This is a genomic window from Pseudooceanicola batsensis HTCC2597 (assembly GCF_000152725.1).
Lineage (GTDB): Bacteria > Pseudomonadota > Alphaproteobacteria > Rhodobacterales > Rhodobacteraceae > Pseudooceanicola > Pseudooceanicola batsensis.
This window is the reverse complement of the sequence record NZ_CH724131.1, coordinates 1,580,506-1,596,706: the sequence shown is the minus strand read 5'-3', so window position 1 is coordinate 1,596,706 and position 16,201 is coordinate 1,580,506. Positions and strand designations below refer to the sequence as shown.

The window sequence follows — 16,201 nt, the reverse complement described above, 5'->3', positions numbered from 1 at the left end:
CCCTGACCCGAGCCGACCATGCTTCGATCGCTTTCCGGACGTTTCCTGATCCTCACGATCCTCTTCGTGATGCTGGCCGAGATCATGATCCTCGTTCCCTCGGTGGCGCGGTTCCGGCAGGATTACCTGTTGTCGCGGCTGGAACGGGCGCAGATCGCCTCGCTCGCGCTGCTCGCCAACGACATGATCGACGCGGATGTGGAGGAGGAGCTGCTCCGCAATGCCGAGGTCTTCAACGTCGTTCTCAGGCGCGACGAGGCGCGGCAGCTGATGCTGGCTTCGCCGGTGCCCGGGCCGGTCGCCCGGACGTTCGACCTGCGTGACGCCGGCCCGTGGGTGCTGATGCGCGATGCCATCCTGCGGCTGGCCGACCCCGAGCCGCGCGTGATCCGGGTCTTCGGCAACCCGGTGCGCGAGGCCGGCCTGCTGATCGAGATCACGATGGGCACGTCGGCGCTCAGGACCGCGATGATCGACTACGGCTGGCGTATTCTCGGGCTCAGCTTCGTGATCTCGGCCATCACTTCGGTCTTTCTCTTCCTGGCCGTGCGGGCGCTGCTGGTGCGGCCGATCAAGCGGGTCATCGAACAGATGCAGAGCTATGCGGCCATGCCCGAGGACGCGCGCCGGATCATCGAGCCGACCGCCGGCATCACCGAGCTGCGCGAAGCCGAGCAGGCGCTGAAGTCGCTCGAGACCGAGCTGACCGGCGCGCTGCGGCAGAAGGATCGGTTGGCCCAGCTTGGCGGGGCGGTGGCCAAGATCAGCCATGACCTGCGGAACATCCTGACCTCGGCCCAGCTCTTCGTCGACCGGATCGAGAAATCCGAGGATCCGACGGTGCGCCGGCTGGCCCCGAAGCTGGTGAACTCGATCACCCGCGCGGTGAACCTGTGCGAAAGCACGCTGGCCTTCGGGCGCGCCGAGGAACCGGCCCCGAGGTTGACGATCGTGCATCTGGCCGAGCTGGCGGGGGACGTGATCGACGGCGAGCGGCTGGCGGTCGGAGACGCCGATGTCAGCTTTTCCGAGGACATTCCGGCGACCCTGACCGTCCGGGCCGATGCCGAACAGTTGCACCGCGTGCTGCTGAACCTCGTGCGCAACGCGCGGCAGGCGGTCGTCGCCACCGGCAGGCCGGGCGAGATCTCGGTCGCGGCGGACGAGGATGAGAAAGCCTGGCGTATCTGGGTGACGGATACCGGCCCGGGCCTTCCCCCCAAGGCGCGCGAGAACCTCTTCACGCCGTTCCACGGCGGAACGCGGCGCGGCGGCGCCGGGCTCGGCCTCGCCATCTCGGCCGAGCTGATCCGCGGGCATGGCGGGCAGCTCTTGCTCGAGCGGACCGGAGACGAGGGCACGCGCTTCCGGATCGAACTGCCCAAGACGGTCGTCGCGATGGACGAAGCGGCGGAGTGACACCTTCGTCCGATTTTCCTCTTGAACTCCTCCGGGACGGCAGCTATTTGCACCCCCTACGGACCGATAGCTCAGCTGGATAGAGTACTTGACTACGAATCAAGGGGTCGGGGGTTCGAATCCTCCTCGGTCCGCCACCTTGAAGACCTCCTGAAATACTTGCCCTGGAACGCTCGCCCTGCGTGGCGCGCCGCGACGTCGCAAAAGCGTCTTCTACGACCTGCTCCGTTTTGATGCGTCAAGCGCGGGCACGATTCCAGATTTCTGTGTCTGCACGAAATGCGTCACGAGGATATTTGCTAGCCGGAAGGCGAGATGTTCTTTCGTGGGAATGAGGCCTCCTCCGTGCCGACGTGCCATACCGGAAGCGGGTTGTGCATTGCCGAGAGAAAAAGCGGTCTGATCGGCACGTGTTCGTCACTCGGCCGAGCACTCGGAACGCTTATCCCAAAGAGAAACCGGGGCAGGAAACCGAGGCTCGCTGAAGCGCTCGGCGCTACCCCATTCCGTCACCGCGTCGCGCAACCGGCCCAGAAGACTGCGCCAGCGCGTTCCGATGCTGCGGTCCCAAGGATTTCAAGCCGCAGCCCCGAGCCGCCCCTTGTGCGTTTTTGCAAAGTGAACCGTCCGGTTTAACTCTATGCAGCCGGAGGAGACGGGGGTAGGGTCCGGCCCCGAACAGGAGGAGCGGGCGATGGCACCGATCTTGCGGATCAGCAATCTGAAAAAGACATACAAGGGCGGGTTCGAAGCGCTGAAGGGCGTCGATCTCGACATCCGCGAAGGAGAGATCCTCGCCCTGCTGGGACCGAACGGGGCGGGCAAGACGACCCTGATCTCCACGATCTGCGGGATCACCGTCCCGACGAGCGGGAGTGTGACGGTGAACGGGTTCGACACGCTGACGCAGTATCGGCAGGCGCGGGCGATGATCGGGCTGGTGCCGCAGGAAATAAACCTTGAACCGTTCGAGAAGGTGATCAACACGGTGGCCCTGACACGGGGCCTGTTCGGCAAGCGCCGGGACGACGCGCTGCTCGAGCGGATCCTGCGGCGGCTGTCGCTCTGGGACAAGAAGGACAGCCGGATCCGGGAATTGTCGGGCGGCATGAAGCGCCGGGTCCTGATCGCCAAGGCGCTCAGCCACGAGCCCAGGGTTCTCTTTCTCGACGAACCGACCGCCGGGGTCGACGTCGATCTGCGCAAGGACATGTGGAACATCGTCTCCGAACTGAAGGCCGAAGGCGTCACCGTGATCCTGACGACGCATTACATCGAAGAGGCCGAGGCGATTTCGGACCGGGTCGGCGTCATCAGCGAGGGGCGCCTTCTGCTGGTCGAGGAAAAGAACGCGCTGATGGCCCGGATGGGGCGCAAGCAACTGACCATCGAGCTGCGCGAGAAGATCGCGGCGGTGCCGCCCGGGCTGACCGACCTCGACCTGGAGCTGGCCGGAGACGGGATGTCTCTGGTCTATACATACGACACCCAGAAAGAGCGCACGGGGATCACGGCCCTTCTGGCCGCCCTGTCGCGCGAGGGGATCACCCTGCGCGACCTGTCGACGCGGCAATCCTCGCTGGAAGAAATATTCGTGGGCTTGGTGAAGGAGGGCGCGGCATGACGCTCCGGGCAATCTGGGCGATCTACCGGTACGAGATGACGCGGTTCTTCCGCACGCTGCTGCAAAGCTTCGTGTCGCCGGTGATCTCGACCTCGCTTTACTTCGTGGTCTTCGGCACGGCGATCGGCAGCCGGATCCAGCAGGTCGAGGGGGTGAGCTACGGCGCCTTCATCGTTCCGGGGCTGATCATGCTGTCTGTGATCATGCAGTCGATCTCCAACGCGTCCTTCGGGATCTACTTTCCCAAGTTCATCGGAACGGTCTACGAACTTCTGTCCGCCCCGGTCAGCTTTCTCGAGATCGTGGCGGGGTATGTCGGGGCGGCGGCGACCAAGGCGCTGTTCATCGGGGTGGTGATCCTGGGGACGGCTTCGCTCTTCGTCGATCTCACCATCGCGCATCCCTTCGCCATGGTGGCGTTCCTCGTGCTGACCTGCATCTCGTTTTCGCTGTTGGGGTTCATCATCGGGCTCTGGGCGGGCAATTTCGAACAGTTGCAGCTTGTGCCGCTGCTGATCGTGACGCCGCTCGTCTTCCTGGGCGGGTCGTTCTATTCGATCTCGATGCTTCCGGAAATCTGGCAGAAGATCACGTTGTTCAATCCGGTGGTCTACCTCATTTCGGGCTTCAGATGGGCGTTCTTCGACATGGCGGATGTTCCCGTCGGGATCAGCCTGGTGGCGATCGCCGGGTTCACCGCGCTGTGCCTTGCGATCGTGTGGTGGATCTTCAGGACCGGCTGGCGTCTGCGGGACTGAGGGCCGGTTTATGGCGGTGACGGAACGTTACCGCCTTGTCGGCGCGGCCCGCCGCCTCTACATCGGCGGCATGCAGATCCTTGACCGTGTCATGAAACGCCCGCCCCTCGTCGCCGTCATCCGGCTGCAGGGGATGATTTCCTCCGGCCCGAGGGGGCCGCTCAGCGACGAGGCGATGGCGCCGGTGATCGAACGCGCCTTCCGGCGGGGCAAGCCGGCGGCGGTCGCACTGGCGATCAACTCTCCGGGCGGGTCGCCTGTGCAGTCCTCGCTGATCGCCGCGCGGATCCGGCGCCTGTCGGAAGAGAAATCGGTGCCGGTCTATGCCTTCGTCGAAGATGCCGCGGCCTCGGGCGGTTACTGGCTGGCCTGCGCCGCCGAGGAGATCCATGCCGACCGGAGCTCGGTCGTGGGGTCCATCGGCGTGATCGCGGCAAGTTTCGGGGCGCATGTGCTGCTGGCGCGGCAGGGCGTGGAGCGGCGCGTGCATACGTCGGGAAAGTCCAAGTCGATGCTCGATCCCTTTCAGCCGGAGAAAGAGGAAGATGTCGCAAGACTCAAGAGCTTGCTGACCGACATTCACGCGGCCTTCATCGATCATGTCAAAACGCATCGTGGCGGAAAATTGAAAGAGTCCGAGGATCTCTTTACCGGTGAATTCTGGCTGGCCGAAAAGGCGAAGGAGCTGGGCCTGATCGATCATGTCGGTCATCTGGTCCCGGTGATGAAGGAAAAGTTCGGCGACAAGGTCCGGTTCCGCAAATACGGCCCGCGCCGCGGCTGGCTCTCCCGGTTCGGGGCGACGCTGGCGACCGACGCCCTCGCGGCGATCGAAGAGCGGGCGGCCTATTCACGGTTCGGTCTCTGACGTGATCCTCAAGATCGTCATTCTGTTTCTCGTGGCCATGGGCGTCATGGCGATGTTCGGCAAGCTGAAGCTGCCGGGGCGGGACAAGCTCGGCCGCAAATGTCCGTCCTGTGGCCGCTACAGGATCGGGAAGGGCCCGTGCCCCTGCGGACGGGGGCGCGGATGAGCGCCTGGTTGCTGTCGGGAGCGGGCCTGGCCGTGCTGCTTGTTGCGGGGGACCTGCTGGTGCGGGGGGCCGTGAACCTGAGCCTGAGGGTCGGCATTCCCGCCCTGATCGTCAGCCTGACCATCGTTGCCTTCGGCACCTCGGCGCCGGAACTGCTGATCGGGATCAGTGCGGTTCAGGAGGGCAAACCGGGCCTGGCGCTGGGAAACGTGGTGGGGTCGAACACGGCGAACGTGCTGCTTGTCCTCGGGCTGCCGGCGCTGGTCTCGCGCATGCACACGAGCCGTCTGGATACCCGCCGCAGCTATCTGGTGATGATCGTGGCCTCGGTCGCCTTCGTGGCCCTGTGTTTCCTGGGGCCGCTGACCTGGAGCTCGGGCCTGGTTCTTCTGGCCGCGCTGGCGGCGGTGTTGTGGGACCAGGTGCGGGTCGCGCGGCGGCACATGGCGGCGGATCGGACGGAAGACGAGATCGCCGATCTCGAGGGGGCCGATCCGGACATGCCGTGGTGGCGGATCGCGCTGTTTCTCGCGCTCGGGCTGGCGGGGCTGCCGATCGGGGCGGATCTGCTGGTCGACAATGCCTCGATCATCGCCAGCGACTTCGGGGTGTCTGACGCGGTGATCGGCCTGACGCTCGTCGCCCTCGGCACCTCGCTTCCGGAACTGGCCACGACCGTGATGGCGGGGCTGCGGGGGCAGGCCGATGTGGCGATGGGCAACGCGATCGGATCGAACCTCTTCAACCTGCTGGGGATCATCGGGGCGACGACGCTGTTCGGGGCCATCCCGGTCGAGCAGGAGTTCCTGCAATTCGATCTTTGGGTGATGCTGGCGGCGTCGCTGCTGCTGGCGCCCTTCGCGCTGCTGCGCGTCGACCTGGGTCGGCGCTGGGGCGGTCTGTTGACTATGCTCTATCTGCTCTATGTGACCGTCGTACTCAGCTGAGAGGTTCCCATGCCACGCGCTCTCGTCACCGGCGCGGCCAAGCGGATCGGCCGTGCCATCGCCATCGAACTGGCCGAACAGGGCTATGACGTCGCGGTGCACTACGGCGGCTCCGAGGCCGAAGCGCAGGAGGTGGTGGCCCGCATCCGCGACATGGGACGAGAGGCCCATGCGGTCCAGGCAGACCTGGCGCGCGAGGCGGAGGTGCAGGAACTGGTCCCCGCGGCAAGCGCGGCGCTGGGCGGACCGCTGACCTGCCTGGTCAACAACGCATCGGTCTTCGAACACGACACGGTCGAAACCGCCACCCGTGACAGCTGGGACCGTCATGTGGAATGCAATCTCAGGGCGCCATTCGTGCTGACCCAGTCCTTTGCCGCCCAATGTCCGCGGGCCCGGGCCGATACCTCGGGAGAGGCCGTGGCGCAGGGCTGCGTCGTCAATCTGGTGGATCAGAGGGTGCGTAAGCTCACGCCCGAGTTCATGACCTACACGCTGACCCGCGCGGCGCTCTGGACGCTGACGCAGACCACAGCGCAGGCTCTGGCACCGCATGTCCGCGTGAACGCCATCGGCCCGGGACCGACGCTGCAGGCCGAGTCGCAGGATGACGACCAGTTCGCGCGGCAAAGGGCGGCGACCGTGCTCGAACGCGGCTCCAGCCCCGAGGATATCTGCCAGGCGCTTCGCTACATCCTGAACGCGCGGGCCCTGACGGGGCAGCTTCTCTGCATCGACGGAGGCCAGCACCTCGGCTGGCAGACGCCGGATGTCATGGGTGTCGAGTGAGGAACAGGATGCCGCCGGGGAAGTTTTGCACCGCTGCGTGGCAGCGTCACGGAAACGTTACCAAAACTTTAATGTTTTCAGATGTTTGACACGGACAAGAAAAAATAACCAGCAATTACAGATGTTTATCTGAGCGCCTAAATTTTGGGCAGTTCATTTAATGTGCCGACAAACAAGAGTATTTTCTTAAGGGAAAAGATTAGTACCCAGACTTATCCACAGAAACCGTGGAAAGCTTGGGCCTTTACCAGTTGGTCGAAAATTTGCAGCCATGGCCGGGAATCGGAAGCCGGGACAGATGAACCAGGACGAGACACAGAAAGCGACGGGACACGCGCTGATCCAGTCCCTCCTGCCGACGCTCGATTCGTCGCCGGGGGTCTATCGCATGCTCGATGCCGACAGCCGGGTCCTCTATGTCGGCAAGGCGCGCAACCTCAGGGCGCGGGTGTCGAACTATGCCCGGCCCTCGGGGCACTCGGGCCGCATCACCCGGATGATCCGCGAGACCGCTTCGATGATGTTCCTGACCACGCGCACGGAAACCGAGGCGCTGCTGCTGGAGCAGAACCTGATCAAGCAGCTCAAGCCGCGCTACAACGTGCTCCTGCGCGACGACAAGAGCTTTCCGAACATCCTCGTCACCAAGGATCACGATTTTGCCCAGATCGTGAAGCATCGCGGGGCGAAGAAGAGGAAGGGGTCGTACTACGGGCCCTTCGCCGGGGCGGGGGCGGTCAACCGGACCCTGAACCAGCTGCAGAAGGTTTTTCTGCTGCGCAACTGTTCGGATTCGATGTTCGCCGGCCGCACGCGGCCCTGCCTGCTCTACCAGATCAAGCGATGCTCGGCGCCCTGCACGGGCGAGATCAGCAAGGCCGATTACGCGGCCTCGGTCGCCGATGCGGAGCGATTCCTGCAGGGCCGGTCGACCCAGGTGCAGGAGACACTGGGCGCCGAGATGGCGGCGGCCTCGGAGGCGATGGAATTCGAACGCGCGGCGGCGCTGCGCGACCGGATCCGGGCGCTGACGCAGGTGCAGTCGGCGCAGGGCGTGAACCCCCGAACGACGCCCGAGGCCGATGTGATCGCGCTGCACATGGAAGGGGGGCAGGCCTGCGTGCAGGTCTTCTTCATCCGTGCGAACCAGAACTGGGGCAACCGCGACTTCTATCCGCGGGCGGGGGCCGAGGTCAGCGAGGCCGAGGTGCTCGAGGCCTTTCTCGGGCAGTTCTACGACACCAAGGACCCGGCGCGGCTGATCCTGCTGTCGCATCCGATCGAGAATGCCGACCTGATGGAGCAGGCGCTGGGCGACAAGCTGGGGCGCAAGGTCGAGGTGGCGGTGCCGCAGCGGGGCGAAAAGGCCGAACTGGTCGAGAACGCCGCGCGCAACGCCCGCGAAAGCCTGGGCCGGAAGATGTCGGAAAGCGCGACCCAGGCGCGGTTGCTGGCGGGCGTGCAGGAGGCCTTCGGCCTCGAGCGCGTGCCGCAGCGGATCGAGGTCTACGACAATTCGCACATCATGGGGACGAACGCGGTCGGCGCCATGATCGTGGCGGGGCCGGACGGTTTCATGAAGTCGCAGTACCGCAAATTCAACATCAAGGGCGACGATCTGACCCCCGGCGACGATTTCGGCATGATGAAGGAGGTCCTGACCCGGCGCCTGACCCGGCTGCTCAAGGAGGACCCGGACGGGACGAACGGGCTCTGGCCCGATCTGCTGCTGATCGACGGGGGGGCCGGGCAGGTCTCGGCGGTGCAGTCCATCCTCGAGGAGATGGGGGTCGGGGATCTGCCAATGGCGGGGGTGGCCAAGGGTGTCGACCGCGATCACGGCAAGGAGGAGTTCCACCGGCCGGGCCGGTCGCCCTTCGCGCTGCGGATGAACGATCCGGTGCTGTATTTCATCCAGCGTCTGCGCGACGAGGCGCACCGGTTCGCCATCGGCACGCATCGCGCGAAACGTGCCAAGGCGGTCTCGGCCACGCCGCTGGACGAGATCCCCGGCGTCGGGGCGACGCGAAAGCGGGCGCTTCTCGCGCATTTCGGCTCGGCCAAGGCGGTGAGCCGGGCGGGGCTGTCCGACCTGAAGGCCGTCGACGGCATCTCGGACGCGATGGCCGAGACGATCTATGCCCATTTTCACGAGACCGGGTGAGCTGCGATCCGGATGCGCGCCTGCGGCGCACGCGATCCGAGGCTTTCATCCGATGGATGAAAGCGGGGCCTCCGGCGGGGATATTTTCCCGACCAAAGAAGAGGGGGGCTGGCGGCGACGGCTTTCCTCGGGTCGAGGGGCGGGCTAGATAGCGGGTATGAAGATGACCCTGCCGAACCTGCTCACCCTTTTCCGCCTGCTGGCCGCCCCCGGCGTCGTGCTGGTGTTCCTGCTGGTGCCGCGTCCCGTCGCGGACTGGCTGGCCTGCGCGCTCTTCGTGGGGGCGGCGGCGACGGATTATGTCGACGGCTACCTGGCGCGGCGCATGGGGCAGGTCAGCCGCATCGGCACGATGCTCGATCCGATCGCGGACAAGGCCATGGTGGCGCTGGCGCTGCTGGCGCTGGCCGTCTGGTCGCCGCTGTCGCATGCGATCGTCCTGCCGGGCGCGGTGATCCTGTTCCGCGAGGTCTTCGTTTCGGGACTGCGCGAGTTTCTGGGTGACGTGGCCGGGCGGCTGCAGGTCACGAAGCTGGCCAAGTGGAAGACGGCGGTGCAGATGGTGGCGATCGCGCTGCTGCTGGCACAGGGCGGGGTGAACGCGCGTCTGGGCATGGCGGTCTTCGGGATGGACGGGACGATGGTGTCGGCCATCCTGGCGGGCGAGGAGGCGGACCCGCTGGGGATACGCGGGATGCTGATCCGTGCGGAATGGGGCGGATATATCGGGATCGCGCTGATCTGGCTGGCGGCGCTGCTGACGGCCATCACCGGCTGGGACTATTTCCGCAAGGCGCGGGCGCATCTGGGAGAGGACTGATGGAGGTACTCTATTTCGCCTGGGTCCGGGAACGGATCGGCCTGCCGAGGGAACGGGTCGAGACCCGGGCCGCGACGGTCTCGGACCTCGTGGCGGAGCTGACGGCGCGGGAAGAGCGCTATGCGGCGGCGTTTGCCGATCTCTCGGCGCTGCGGGTCGCGCTGGACCAGGAGCTGGCGGAGTTCGACGCGCCCCTGGACGGGGTGCGCGAGGTCGCCTTCTTCCCGCCGATGACCGGGGGCTGAGCCATGAAGGTCGCGGTGCAGGAGGCGGCGTTCGATCTGGGCGCGGAGGCCAATGCCTTTGCCGCGGGGCATCGCGAGATGGGGGCGGTGGTGACCTTTTCCGGCCTCGTGCGCGCCGATGGCGGGCTGGCCGCGCTCGAGATCGAGCATTACCCGGGGATGACCGAGAAGGCGATCCGCACCATCGCGGAGGAGGCGCGGGATCGTTGGTCGCTGGGCGATGTGCTGGTGATCCACCGCCACGGGCGGCTGGAACCGGGCGAGGCGATCATGATGGTGGCGACGGCCGCGCCGCACCGCCGGGACGCCTTCGAGGCGGCCGAGTTCCTGATGGATTACCTCAAGAGCCGCGCGCCCTTCTGGAAGAAGGAGATCGGCGCCGAGGGGACGGCCTGGGTCGCGGCGAAAGACGAGGACGAGGCCGCGCTGGGGCGCTGGTGATCAGGGCCGGGCGTCGGCCCGGTCGAGATAGGCGCGCAGTTCCTCGGCTTCGTGCCGGGCCTCGCGCAGGCCTTCCATCGCGGCGGAGAGCTCGGCCTCGGTCTGGGACAGCTGGTTGGTCAGTTCGGCCTCGCGCTGCTGCAGGTAGGTGATCGCCTGGTCGCGCATCTCCTCGGCCTCGTGCAGTTCCTGGGCCATGCGCTCCAGTTCGCCCATGTCGGATTTCGAGACGCGGGTGAAGCGGTGGATCAGCCAGTAGGTGAACCACCCCAGGCCGAACGCGATAAACAGGATGATCGCCGTGGCGATCACGAATTCAGTTCTGTTCATCCTCCGAAGGCTCCTCCGCAGCATCGTCCCCGGCCTCGCCGGTGGCTTCTTCTGTGCCGGAATCCGCGGTGGATTCAAGGACTGAATCGGTTTCCGCCGGCGCGGCGGCCGCGATCAGGCTGAACTCGATCCGGCGGTTCTCCTCGCGGCCTTCCTCGGTGTCGTTGTCGGCGATGGGCTGGGTCTCGCCATAGCCGGTCGCGACGAAGCCGGCGGTCTTGACGCGCCGCTGCCGCAGTTCGGCGAGCACGGTGTCGGCGCGATCCTGCGAGAGCTGTTCGTTCATGATCTCGCGGCCCTGGCTGTCGGTGTGTCCGCCGATCTCGAGGTCGACCGGGCCGCAGAATTTCAGCACCTCGGCGATGTCGTCGAGGATCGCGCGGCTGTCGCCGGTCACCGTGGCCGAGCCGGGTTCGAAGTTGATCTTGCGGCTTTCCTGGATCGACTTGACGTCGGCGATGCATTCCTCGGGCGTGGGGAGGGCGGCCTCGGGGTCGAGCTTTTCGTCGTAGGTGACCTCGATCGTGAAATCCTCGCCGTCTCCCAGCCGATCCGAGAGGATGCGCGCAATGTCGGCATTGGCATCGGCATTGCCGGTGACGCCGCGCACCGTCACCGCCGTCTCGGTCACGGTCACCGCGCCGTTGGCCAGTTCCGACAGGGCCTGCAGACCGGCGAGGACACGCAGGGACCAGCCTTCGGGCACGCTGTCGTCGAGGCGTGCGGCGAAATAGACATCGTCGCTGCCGAAGCGCGACCTGGCGTAGCTGTCGGCGGATTGGCGCGACAACTCGTCATGGACGCGGCCGCGCAGCTGGACCTGGCCCTCGGGCGAGAGGGTGGCGGAGAATTCGGCCGGGCCGCGGGGGGCGCCCTCGTCGGTCTCGGGAAAGACGGCGTGCAGGGCGAAGACGTCGGGCAGCGTGTTCTCGAGCTCGCCGACGACGCGGTCGAAGGTGGCGCGGTCGGCGCTTTCGGCGGCGATCAGCGTGACATCGGCATCCGAGAAGGTGACCGAGCCCCGGCCGATCCGGCCGAGGGCGAGAATGGCCGAACTCGTCGCCTCGGCCCATTCCGGGGACGGCACGCCGAGGCCGAGCACGCAGCGGGCCTCGCCCTCGAGCCCGGTGCCCCGGGCGGCGGTGAGGATGCGCCTGCGGGTTTCCTCGGTGTCGGCGGAACAGGCGTCGAAGCGCGCGCCCTGTTCGTCGATCAGGTAGCGCAGCGTGAACGGCGTGATCACCGGGCGCGGCGCGGAAATGTCGAGCGTGAGGTCGATGGGCCCGGGCGCACGACGTTGCAGGTCGGTCTCGAGCTTGCGCTGCTTCTCGACGCTCGAGGTCATCGCCGTCACCGTCACCTCTCCGGCCGAGAGCGAGATCTTGGACCGCGGCAACTCGCGCAGCGCGGCGACGGCATAGTCGAGGGTCAGGGGCCAGGATTCGGGCACCCGGTGATCGGCGGTCTCGAGCAGGTCGACAACGTTCTCGACCCCGGGAAGGCCGGACAGCCGCTCGACCAGGGCGTCGCGATCGGTGGCGGCGGGGATCAGCCCGATCAGGTTGAGCTGGCCGTCGTTGCGCAGCAGCTCGATGGAAAAGCGGGGCGGGGCGATCCCCTTGCTGGCGGTGACGTCCATGTCGTCGATCACACGGCTGGCATCGACGACCTGACCAGCCACGGTGATGGCGCGGAACCTTTCGGCCTCGCTCGGGGCGGTACCGGACAGCATGATCTGCAGGCCGTTGGCCGCGACATCGGTCCAGTTCATCGCCTCGGTGTCGAGCGCGAGGCGGACCCCGTCGGCAGAACTGCGTTCCACCGCGAGGGCGGCGAAGAAGGCGGTTGTGGCTGATAGCGCGGCGGCGGCAACGAAGGTGCCCCCGAGGATCGAGACGGTGGACAGGCGCATGGACCGATCGGAGTTATTGGCGTTGGACCGGGTTTATTGGTCTTTCACGGTCTCCGCAATCACACCGCGAGGGCGACGGCGAAAAACGGCAGAGCGAGAAGCCCGGCATCCCGGTTTGAGCGGAAGAGCATCAGCAGGCGGTCGTGGTCTTCGGTGTCCAGCCGTCGCAACTGCCAGGCGAGGTGCCAGCCGAAGGCCCAGGGACCGGCGAGGGCGAGCACGAGGGAAAGGGGATTGGCCCCGGGCAGCATCGCGCCCAGCACCGCGACGCCCATCAGCGAGACGGACAGGATCAGGAACCGGCGCAGCCAGACCGGCGTGCGGTCCTCGAAGAGGCGCGCGGTGGATTTCACCCCGATGAGCGCGTCGTCCTCCTTGTCCTGGTGGGCATAGATCGTGTCGTAGAACAGCGTCCAGGCGATGCCCGCCAGATACAGGACCACCGGAGGCCAGCCGAGGCTGCCGGTATGGGCGGTCCAGGCCAGCAGCGCCCCCCAGTTGAAGGCCAGGCCCAGGAAGACCTGCGGCCACCAGGTGAACCTCTTGGCGAAGGGGTAGATCGCCACCGGTCCGAGCGAAAGGATGCCCAGCAGGATGGCGTTCGGGTGGAAGGTCAGCAGGATGGCGAAGGCGACAAGCGACTGGATCGCCATCCAGACCGCCGCCTGCCGCGCCGTCACCTGGCCCGAGGGGATGGGGCGCGACCGGGTGCGCGCGACGCCGGCGTCGATCCGGCGGTCGGTGATGTCGTTCCAGGTGCATCCCGCCCCCCGCATCAGCCAGGCGCCGAGGCCGCAGCCGATGCCGATCCAGAGGTCCGACAGGCCGGCGCGGCCGTCATGCAGCATCGCCAGCGCAAGGCCCCACCAGCAGGGCAGCAGAAGCAGCCAGGTGCCGATCGGCCGGTCCGCCCGGCTGAGCCGCAGGTAGGGGCGCGACCAGGCCGGGGCGTGACGGTCCACCCAGTTGCCCCTGACGGCGTCCGAGACCTGCCCCTCTGGCGTCGGCTTTGCGGTGGTCATATGTAGGCCTCATGGAACGTGCGAAAGTCAGGCTCTATGTAGATCATGCCCTGGGGGAGGGGCAAACCGTTCCGCTTGCGCGGGATCAGGCGCATTACCTCTTCGGCGTGATGCGGATGGGCGTGGGCGATGCCGTGGCGCTCTTCAACGGGCGCGCGGGCGAGTGGCGGGCCGAGGTGGTCGAGGCGGGCAAGCGGGCCGGCACGCTCGAATGCGTCGGACAGAGCGCACCGCAGATGGACCCGCCCGACCTCTGGCTCGCCTTCGCGCCGATCAAGAAGGCGCGGACCGATTTCATCGTCGAGAAGGCGACCGAGATGGGGGCGCGTCGGATCCTGCCCGTGCAGACGGATTTCACCAATTCCGAACGTGTCCGCATCGACCGGTTGCAGGCGCACTGCGTCGAGGCGGCCGAGCAGTGCGGCGGCACATTCGTGCCCGAGGTGGCCGAGCCGGTGAAACTCGGCACGCTCCTGTCCGGCTGGCCGGAGGGACGGCAGCTGATGTTCTGCGACGAGGCACTGGCCGGCGGTCCGGCCGCCCTCCCAACCCGCTCCGATGCCCCGTGGGCGATCCTCATCGGGCCCGAGGGCGGGTTCTCCGAGGCCGAGCGGGCCCGTCTGCGCGGCATGGACCAGGCGCATCCCGTGGCGCTCGGTCCCCGTGTTCTGCGGGCGGATACGGCGGCGGTGGCCGCGCTGACGCTCTGGCAGGACCGCCTGGGCGACTGGTCGTGAGCGCGGCCGCGATCCGCCCCGAGGTGATCGCCTGGGCCCGCCGCTGGCGCGAGGCGCTGATCGGCGGGGCCGTCGGGCTGCTCGGGCTCTACTGGGCGCTGACCAGTTTCGGCATCCTGTCGTGGATCGGCTGGGGGCTGCTGGTGATCGCGGCGCCCGCGCTGATCGTTTCGGGTCTGCAGAGGGGCCGGTTCCGCGCCGGCGGCGGCGGGCCGGGGGTGGTTTCGGTCGACGAGGGGCAGGTCGCCTATTTCGGGCCGCTGACCGGCGGGGCCGTGGCGCTGAGCGAGGTGCATCGCCTGTCGCTGGATTCGCGGTCCGATCCGCCGGTCTGGATCCTGGAGCAGTCCGGGCAGCCGGAACTGGCGGTCCCCCTGACGGCCGAAGGCGCAGACGCCCTCTTCGACATATTCGCGGCCTTGCCGGGGATCCGCACCGACCGGATGCTGGAAGAAATGCGCGCGGCGCGTCGCCCGCACCGCGTCCTGATCTGGGAGAGACCCGCGACACATCTGCGGTTGCATTGACACCATTTGCATTTCCGCCCATCCCTGACGAAAGAGAAGAAGATCGGAGGCTCGGCCCCATGTCCATTCCCCAGTCCGGAGGCGGCCCGATCGAGCGGCCCGAGCAGTTGGCCGAGTATCTCGAGAGCGGATGCAAGCCGAAGGAAGACTGGCGGATCGGCACCGAGCACGAGAAGTTCGGCTATTGCCGCGACACGCTGCAACCGATTCCCTACGACGGCGAGCGATCGGTCCTGACGGTTCTGGAGGGGCTGCGCGACGGCCATGGCTGGGCGCCGCTGGAAGAGGGCGGCAAGCTGATCGGCCTGACCAAGGACGGCGCGAACATCTCGCTCGAACCGGGCGGGCAGCTTGAACTCTCGGGCGCGCCGCTGGAGACGATCCACCAGACCTGCGACGAGGTGAACGAGCATCTGGCCGACGTGAAGGACATCGCCGACAAGGTCGGTGTCGGGTTCATCGGGCTCGGCGCCGCGCCGACCTGGAGCCACGAGGACATGCCCCTGATGCCCAAGGGGCGCTACAAGCTGATGGACGCCTACATGGAACGTGTCGGCACGGCCGGGCGTGTCATGATGCGACGCACCTGCACCGTGCAGGTCAATCTCGATTTCGCGTCCGAGGCGGACATGGTGCGAAAGATGCGCGTGGCCATTGCCCTGCAACCCGTGGCCAACGCGCTCTTTGCCAATTCGCCGTTCTTCGAGGGCCGGCCGAACGGGGTGAAGAGCTATCGGAACTATGTCTGGCGCAATCTCGATCCGGCGCGGACCGGCATGGTCCCCTTCGTCTTCGACGAGGGGTTCGGTTTCGAAAGATGGGTGCAGTACGCGCTCGATGTGCCGATGTACTTCGTCTATCGCGACGGCGAATACATCGATGCGCTCGGCCAGTCGTTTCGGGATTTCCTGAAGGGCGAACTGCCGGCCCTGCCGGGCGAGGTACCGACGCTGTCGGACTGGGCGGATCACCTGACGACGCTGTTCCCCGAGGCGCGGGTGAAGAAGTTCATCGAGATGCGCGGGGCGGATGGCGGCCCCTGGCGGCGGCTCTGCGCCCTGCCGGCGCTCTGGGTCGGGCTGACCTACGACCAGGGGGCGCTCGATGCCGCCTGGGATCTGGTCAAGGACTGGACGGACGCGCAGCGGGCGGCGCTGCATGTCGCGGCCGGGGAACATGGGCTGCAGGCGCAGGTCGAGGGGATCGACATGCACGATCTGGCCCGCGAGGTCCTCGCCATCGCCGAAGCGGGTCTGAGGGCCCGGGCGCGCCCCGGCGCCGGCGGGCTTGTTCCGGACGAGACGCATTTTCTGAATGCTCTGAAAGAAAGCGTCGAGACGGGGCAGGTGCCCGCGGACGAACTGCTGGCGGCTTATCACGGGGACTGGCAGGGCGACCTGACGCGGGTCTTCCCCGAGTATTCCTACTGACC

17 protein-coding genes and 1 tRNA gene are annotated in these 16,201 nt (G+C 66.9%); 15 read left to right on the top strand and 3 right to left on the bottom strand.

What is annotated here, in order from left to right; translation table 11 throughout:
* Nucleotides 1-18: 18 nt before the first annotated feature.
* The 12 genes from OB2597_RS11620 (at nucleotide 19) to OB2597_RS11565 (ending at nucleotide 10,241) form a co-directional block, all read left to right on the top strand.
* Complete coding sequence (locus OB2597_RS11620; protein ID WP_009805761.1) at nucleotides 19-1,419, top strand: ATP-binding protein; 1,401 nt, start codon at nucleotides 19-21, stop codon at nucleotides 1,417-1,419.
* 60 nt (nucleotides 1,420-1,479) lie between these two features.
* Nucleotides 1,480-1,556, top strand: a tRNA-Arg gene (locus OB2597_RS11615).
* A 557-nt stretch (nucleotides 1,557-2,113) separates the two neighbouring features.
* Complete coding sequence (locus tag OB2597_RS11610; RefSeq protein WP_009805760.1) at nucleotides 2,114-3,043, top strand: ABC transporter ATP-binding protein; 930 nt, start codon at nucleotides 2,114-2,116, stop codon at nucleotides 3,041-3,043.
* Entirely contained in the window at nucleotides 3,040-3,801 is a 762-nt protein-coding gene (locus tag OB2597_RS11605; protein ID WP_009805759.1) for an ABC transporter permease, read from the top strand. The genes OB2597_RS11610 and OB2597_RS11605 overlap by 4 nt, the downstream gene beginning before the upstream one ends.
* 70 nt (nucleotides 3,802-3,871) lie before the next feature.
* Nucleotides 3,872-4,669, top strand: coding sequence for a S49 family peptidase (locus tag OB2597_RS11600; RefSeq protein WP_040609724.1), 798 nt, complete (start codon nucleotides 3,872-3,874; stop codon nucleotides 4,667-4,669).
* Nucleotide 4,670: 1 nt separating this feature from the next.
* Nucleotides 4,671-4,835 (top strand): hypothetical protein, encoded by a 165-nt coding sequence (locus OB2597_RS11595; protein WP_009805757.1) that lies wholly within the window; start codon nucleotides 4,671-4,673, stop codon nucleotides 4,833-4,835.
* Complete coding sequence (locus OB2597_RS11590; protein ID WP_009805756.1) at nucleotides 4,832-5,782, top strand: calcium/sodium antiporter; 951 nt, start codon at nucleotides 4,832-4,834, stop codon at nucleotides 5,780-5,782. The genes OB2597_RS11595 and OB2597_RS11590 overlap by 4 nt, the downstream gene beginning before the upstream one ends.
* Nucleotides 5,783-5,791: 9 nt before the next feature.
* Nucleotides 5,792-6,571, top strand: coding sequence for an SDR family oxidoreductase (locus OB2597_RS11585; protein ID WP_009805755.1), 780 nt, complete (start codon nucleotides 5,792-5,794; stop codon nucleotides 6,569-6,571).
* A 298-nt stretch (nucleotides 6,572-6,869) separates the two neighbouring features.
* Complete coding sequence (uvrC, locus tag OB2597_RS11580) at nucleotides 6,870-8,735, top strand: excinuclease ABC subunit UvrC (protein WP_040609284.1); 1,866 nt, start codon at nucleotides 6,870-6,872, stop codon at nucleotides 8,733-8,735.
* 157 nt (nucleotides 8,736-8,892) lie between these two features.
* Entirely contained in the window at nucleotides 8,893-9,555 is a 663-nt protein-coding gene (gene pgsA, locus OB2597_RS11575) for a CDP-diacylglycerol--glycerol-3-phosphate 3-phosphatidyltransferase (RefSeq protein WP_009805753.1), read from the top strand.
* Entirely contained in the window at nucleotides 9,555-9,800 is a 246-nt protein-coding gene (moaD, locus tag OB2597_RS11570; RefSeq protein ID WP_009805752.1) for a molybdopterin converting factor subunit 1, read from the top strand. The genes pgsA and moaD overlap by 1 nt, the downstream gene beginning before the upstream one ends.
* A gap of 3 nt (nucleotides 9,801-9,803) precedes the next feature.
* The gene (locus OB2597_RS11565) at nucleotides 9,804-10,241 is read left to right on the top strand and encodes a molybdenum cofactor biosynthesis protein MoaE (protein WP_009805751.1); all 438 of its coding nucleotides are present in this window, start codon (nucleotides 9,804-9,806) and stop codon (nucleotides 10,239-10,241) included.
* On the opposite strand, the gene OB2597_RS11560 is transcribed toward OB2597_RS11565, so the two are convergent.
* From OB2597_RS11560 to ubiA, 3 genes are read right to left on the bottom strand one after another with little or no spacing between them, the layout of a single operon-like run.
* Nucleotides 10,242-10,571: a hypothetical protein gene (locus OB2597_RS11560; RefSeq protein WP_009805750.1), complete on the bottom strand. Its 330-nt coding sequence runs from the start codon at nucleotides 10,569-10,571 to the stop codon at nucleotides 10,242-10,244.
* Nucleotides 10,558-12,483, bottom strand: coding sequence for an OmpA family protein (locus OB2597_RS11555; RefSeq protein WP_009805749.1), 1,926 nt, complete (start codon nucleotides 12,481-12,483; stop codon nucleotides 10,558-10,560). The genes OB2597_RS11560 and OB2597_RS11555 overlap by 14 nt, the downstream gene beginning before the upstream one ends.
* Before the next feature lie 59 nt (nucleotides 12,484-12,542).
* The gene (gene ubiA, locus OB2597_RS11550; protein WP_009805748.1) at nucleotides 12,543-13,505 is read right to left on the bottom strand and encodes a 4-hydroxybenzoate octaprenyltransferase; all 963 of its coding nucleotides are present in this window, start codon (nucleotides 13,503-13,505) and stop codon (nucleotides 12,543-12,545) included.
* A gap of 11 nt (nucleotides 13,506-13,516) precedes the next feature.
* Here ubiA and OB2597_RS11545 point away from each other — a divergent pair, with 11 nt between their 5' ends.
* The 3 genes from OB2597_RS11545 to OB2597_RS11535 are packed head-to-tail and all read left to right on the top strand — an operon-like array spanning nucleotide 13,517 to nucleotide 16,199.
* Nucleotides 13,517-14,242 (top strand): 16S rRNA (uracil(1498)-N(3))-methyltransferase, encoded by a 726-nt coding sequence (locus OB2597_RS11545; RefSeq protein WP_009805747.1) that lies wholly within the window; start codon nucleotides 13,517-13,519, stop codon nucleotides 14,240-14,242.
* A complete protein-coding gene (locus OB2597_RS11540) occupies nucleotides 14,239-14,769 on the top strand; it encodes a hypothetical protein (protein WP_009805746.1) in 531 nt (176 codons plus the stop codon). The genes OB2597_RS11545 and OB2597_RS11540 overlap by 4 nt, the downstream gene beginning before the upstream one ends.
* Before the next feature lie 59 nt (nucleotides 14,770-14,828).
* On the top strand, nucleotides 14,829-16,199 hold the full coding sequence (locus tag OB2597_RS11535) for a glutamate--cysteine ligase (RefSeq protein ID WP_009805745.1): 1,371 nt from the start codon (nucleotides 14,829-14,831) through the stop codon (nucleotides 16,197-16,199).
* Nucleotides 16,200-16,201 lie beyond the last annotated feature (2 nt).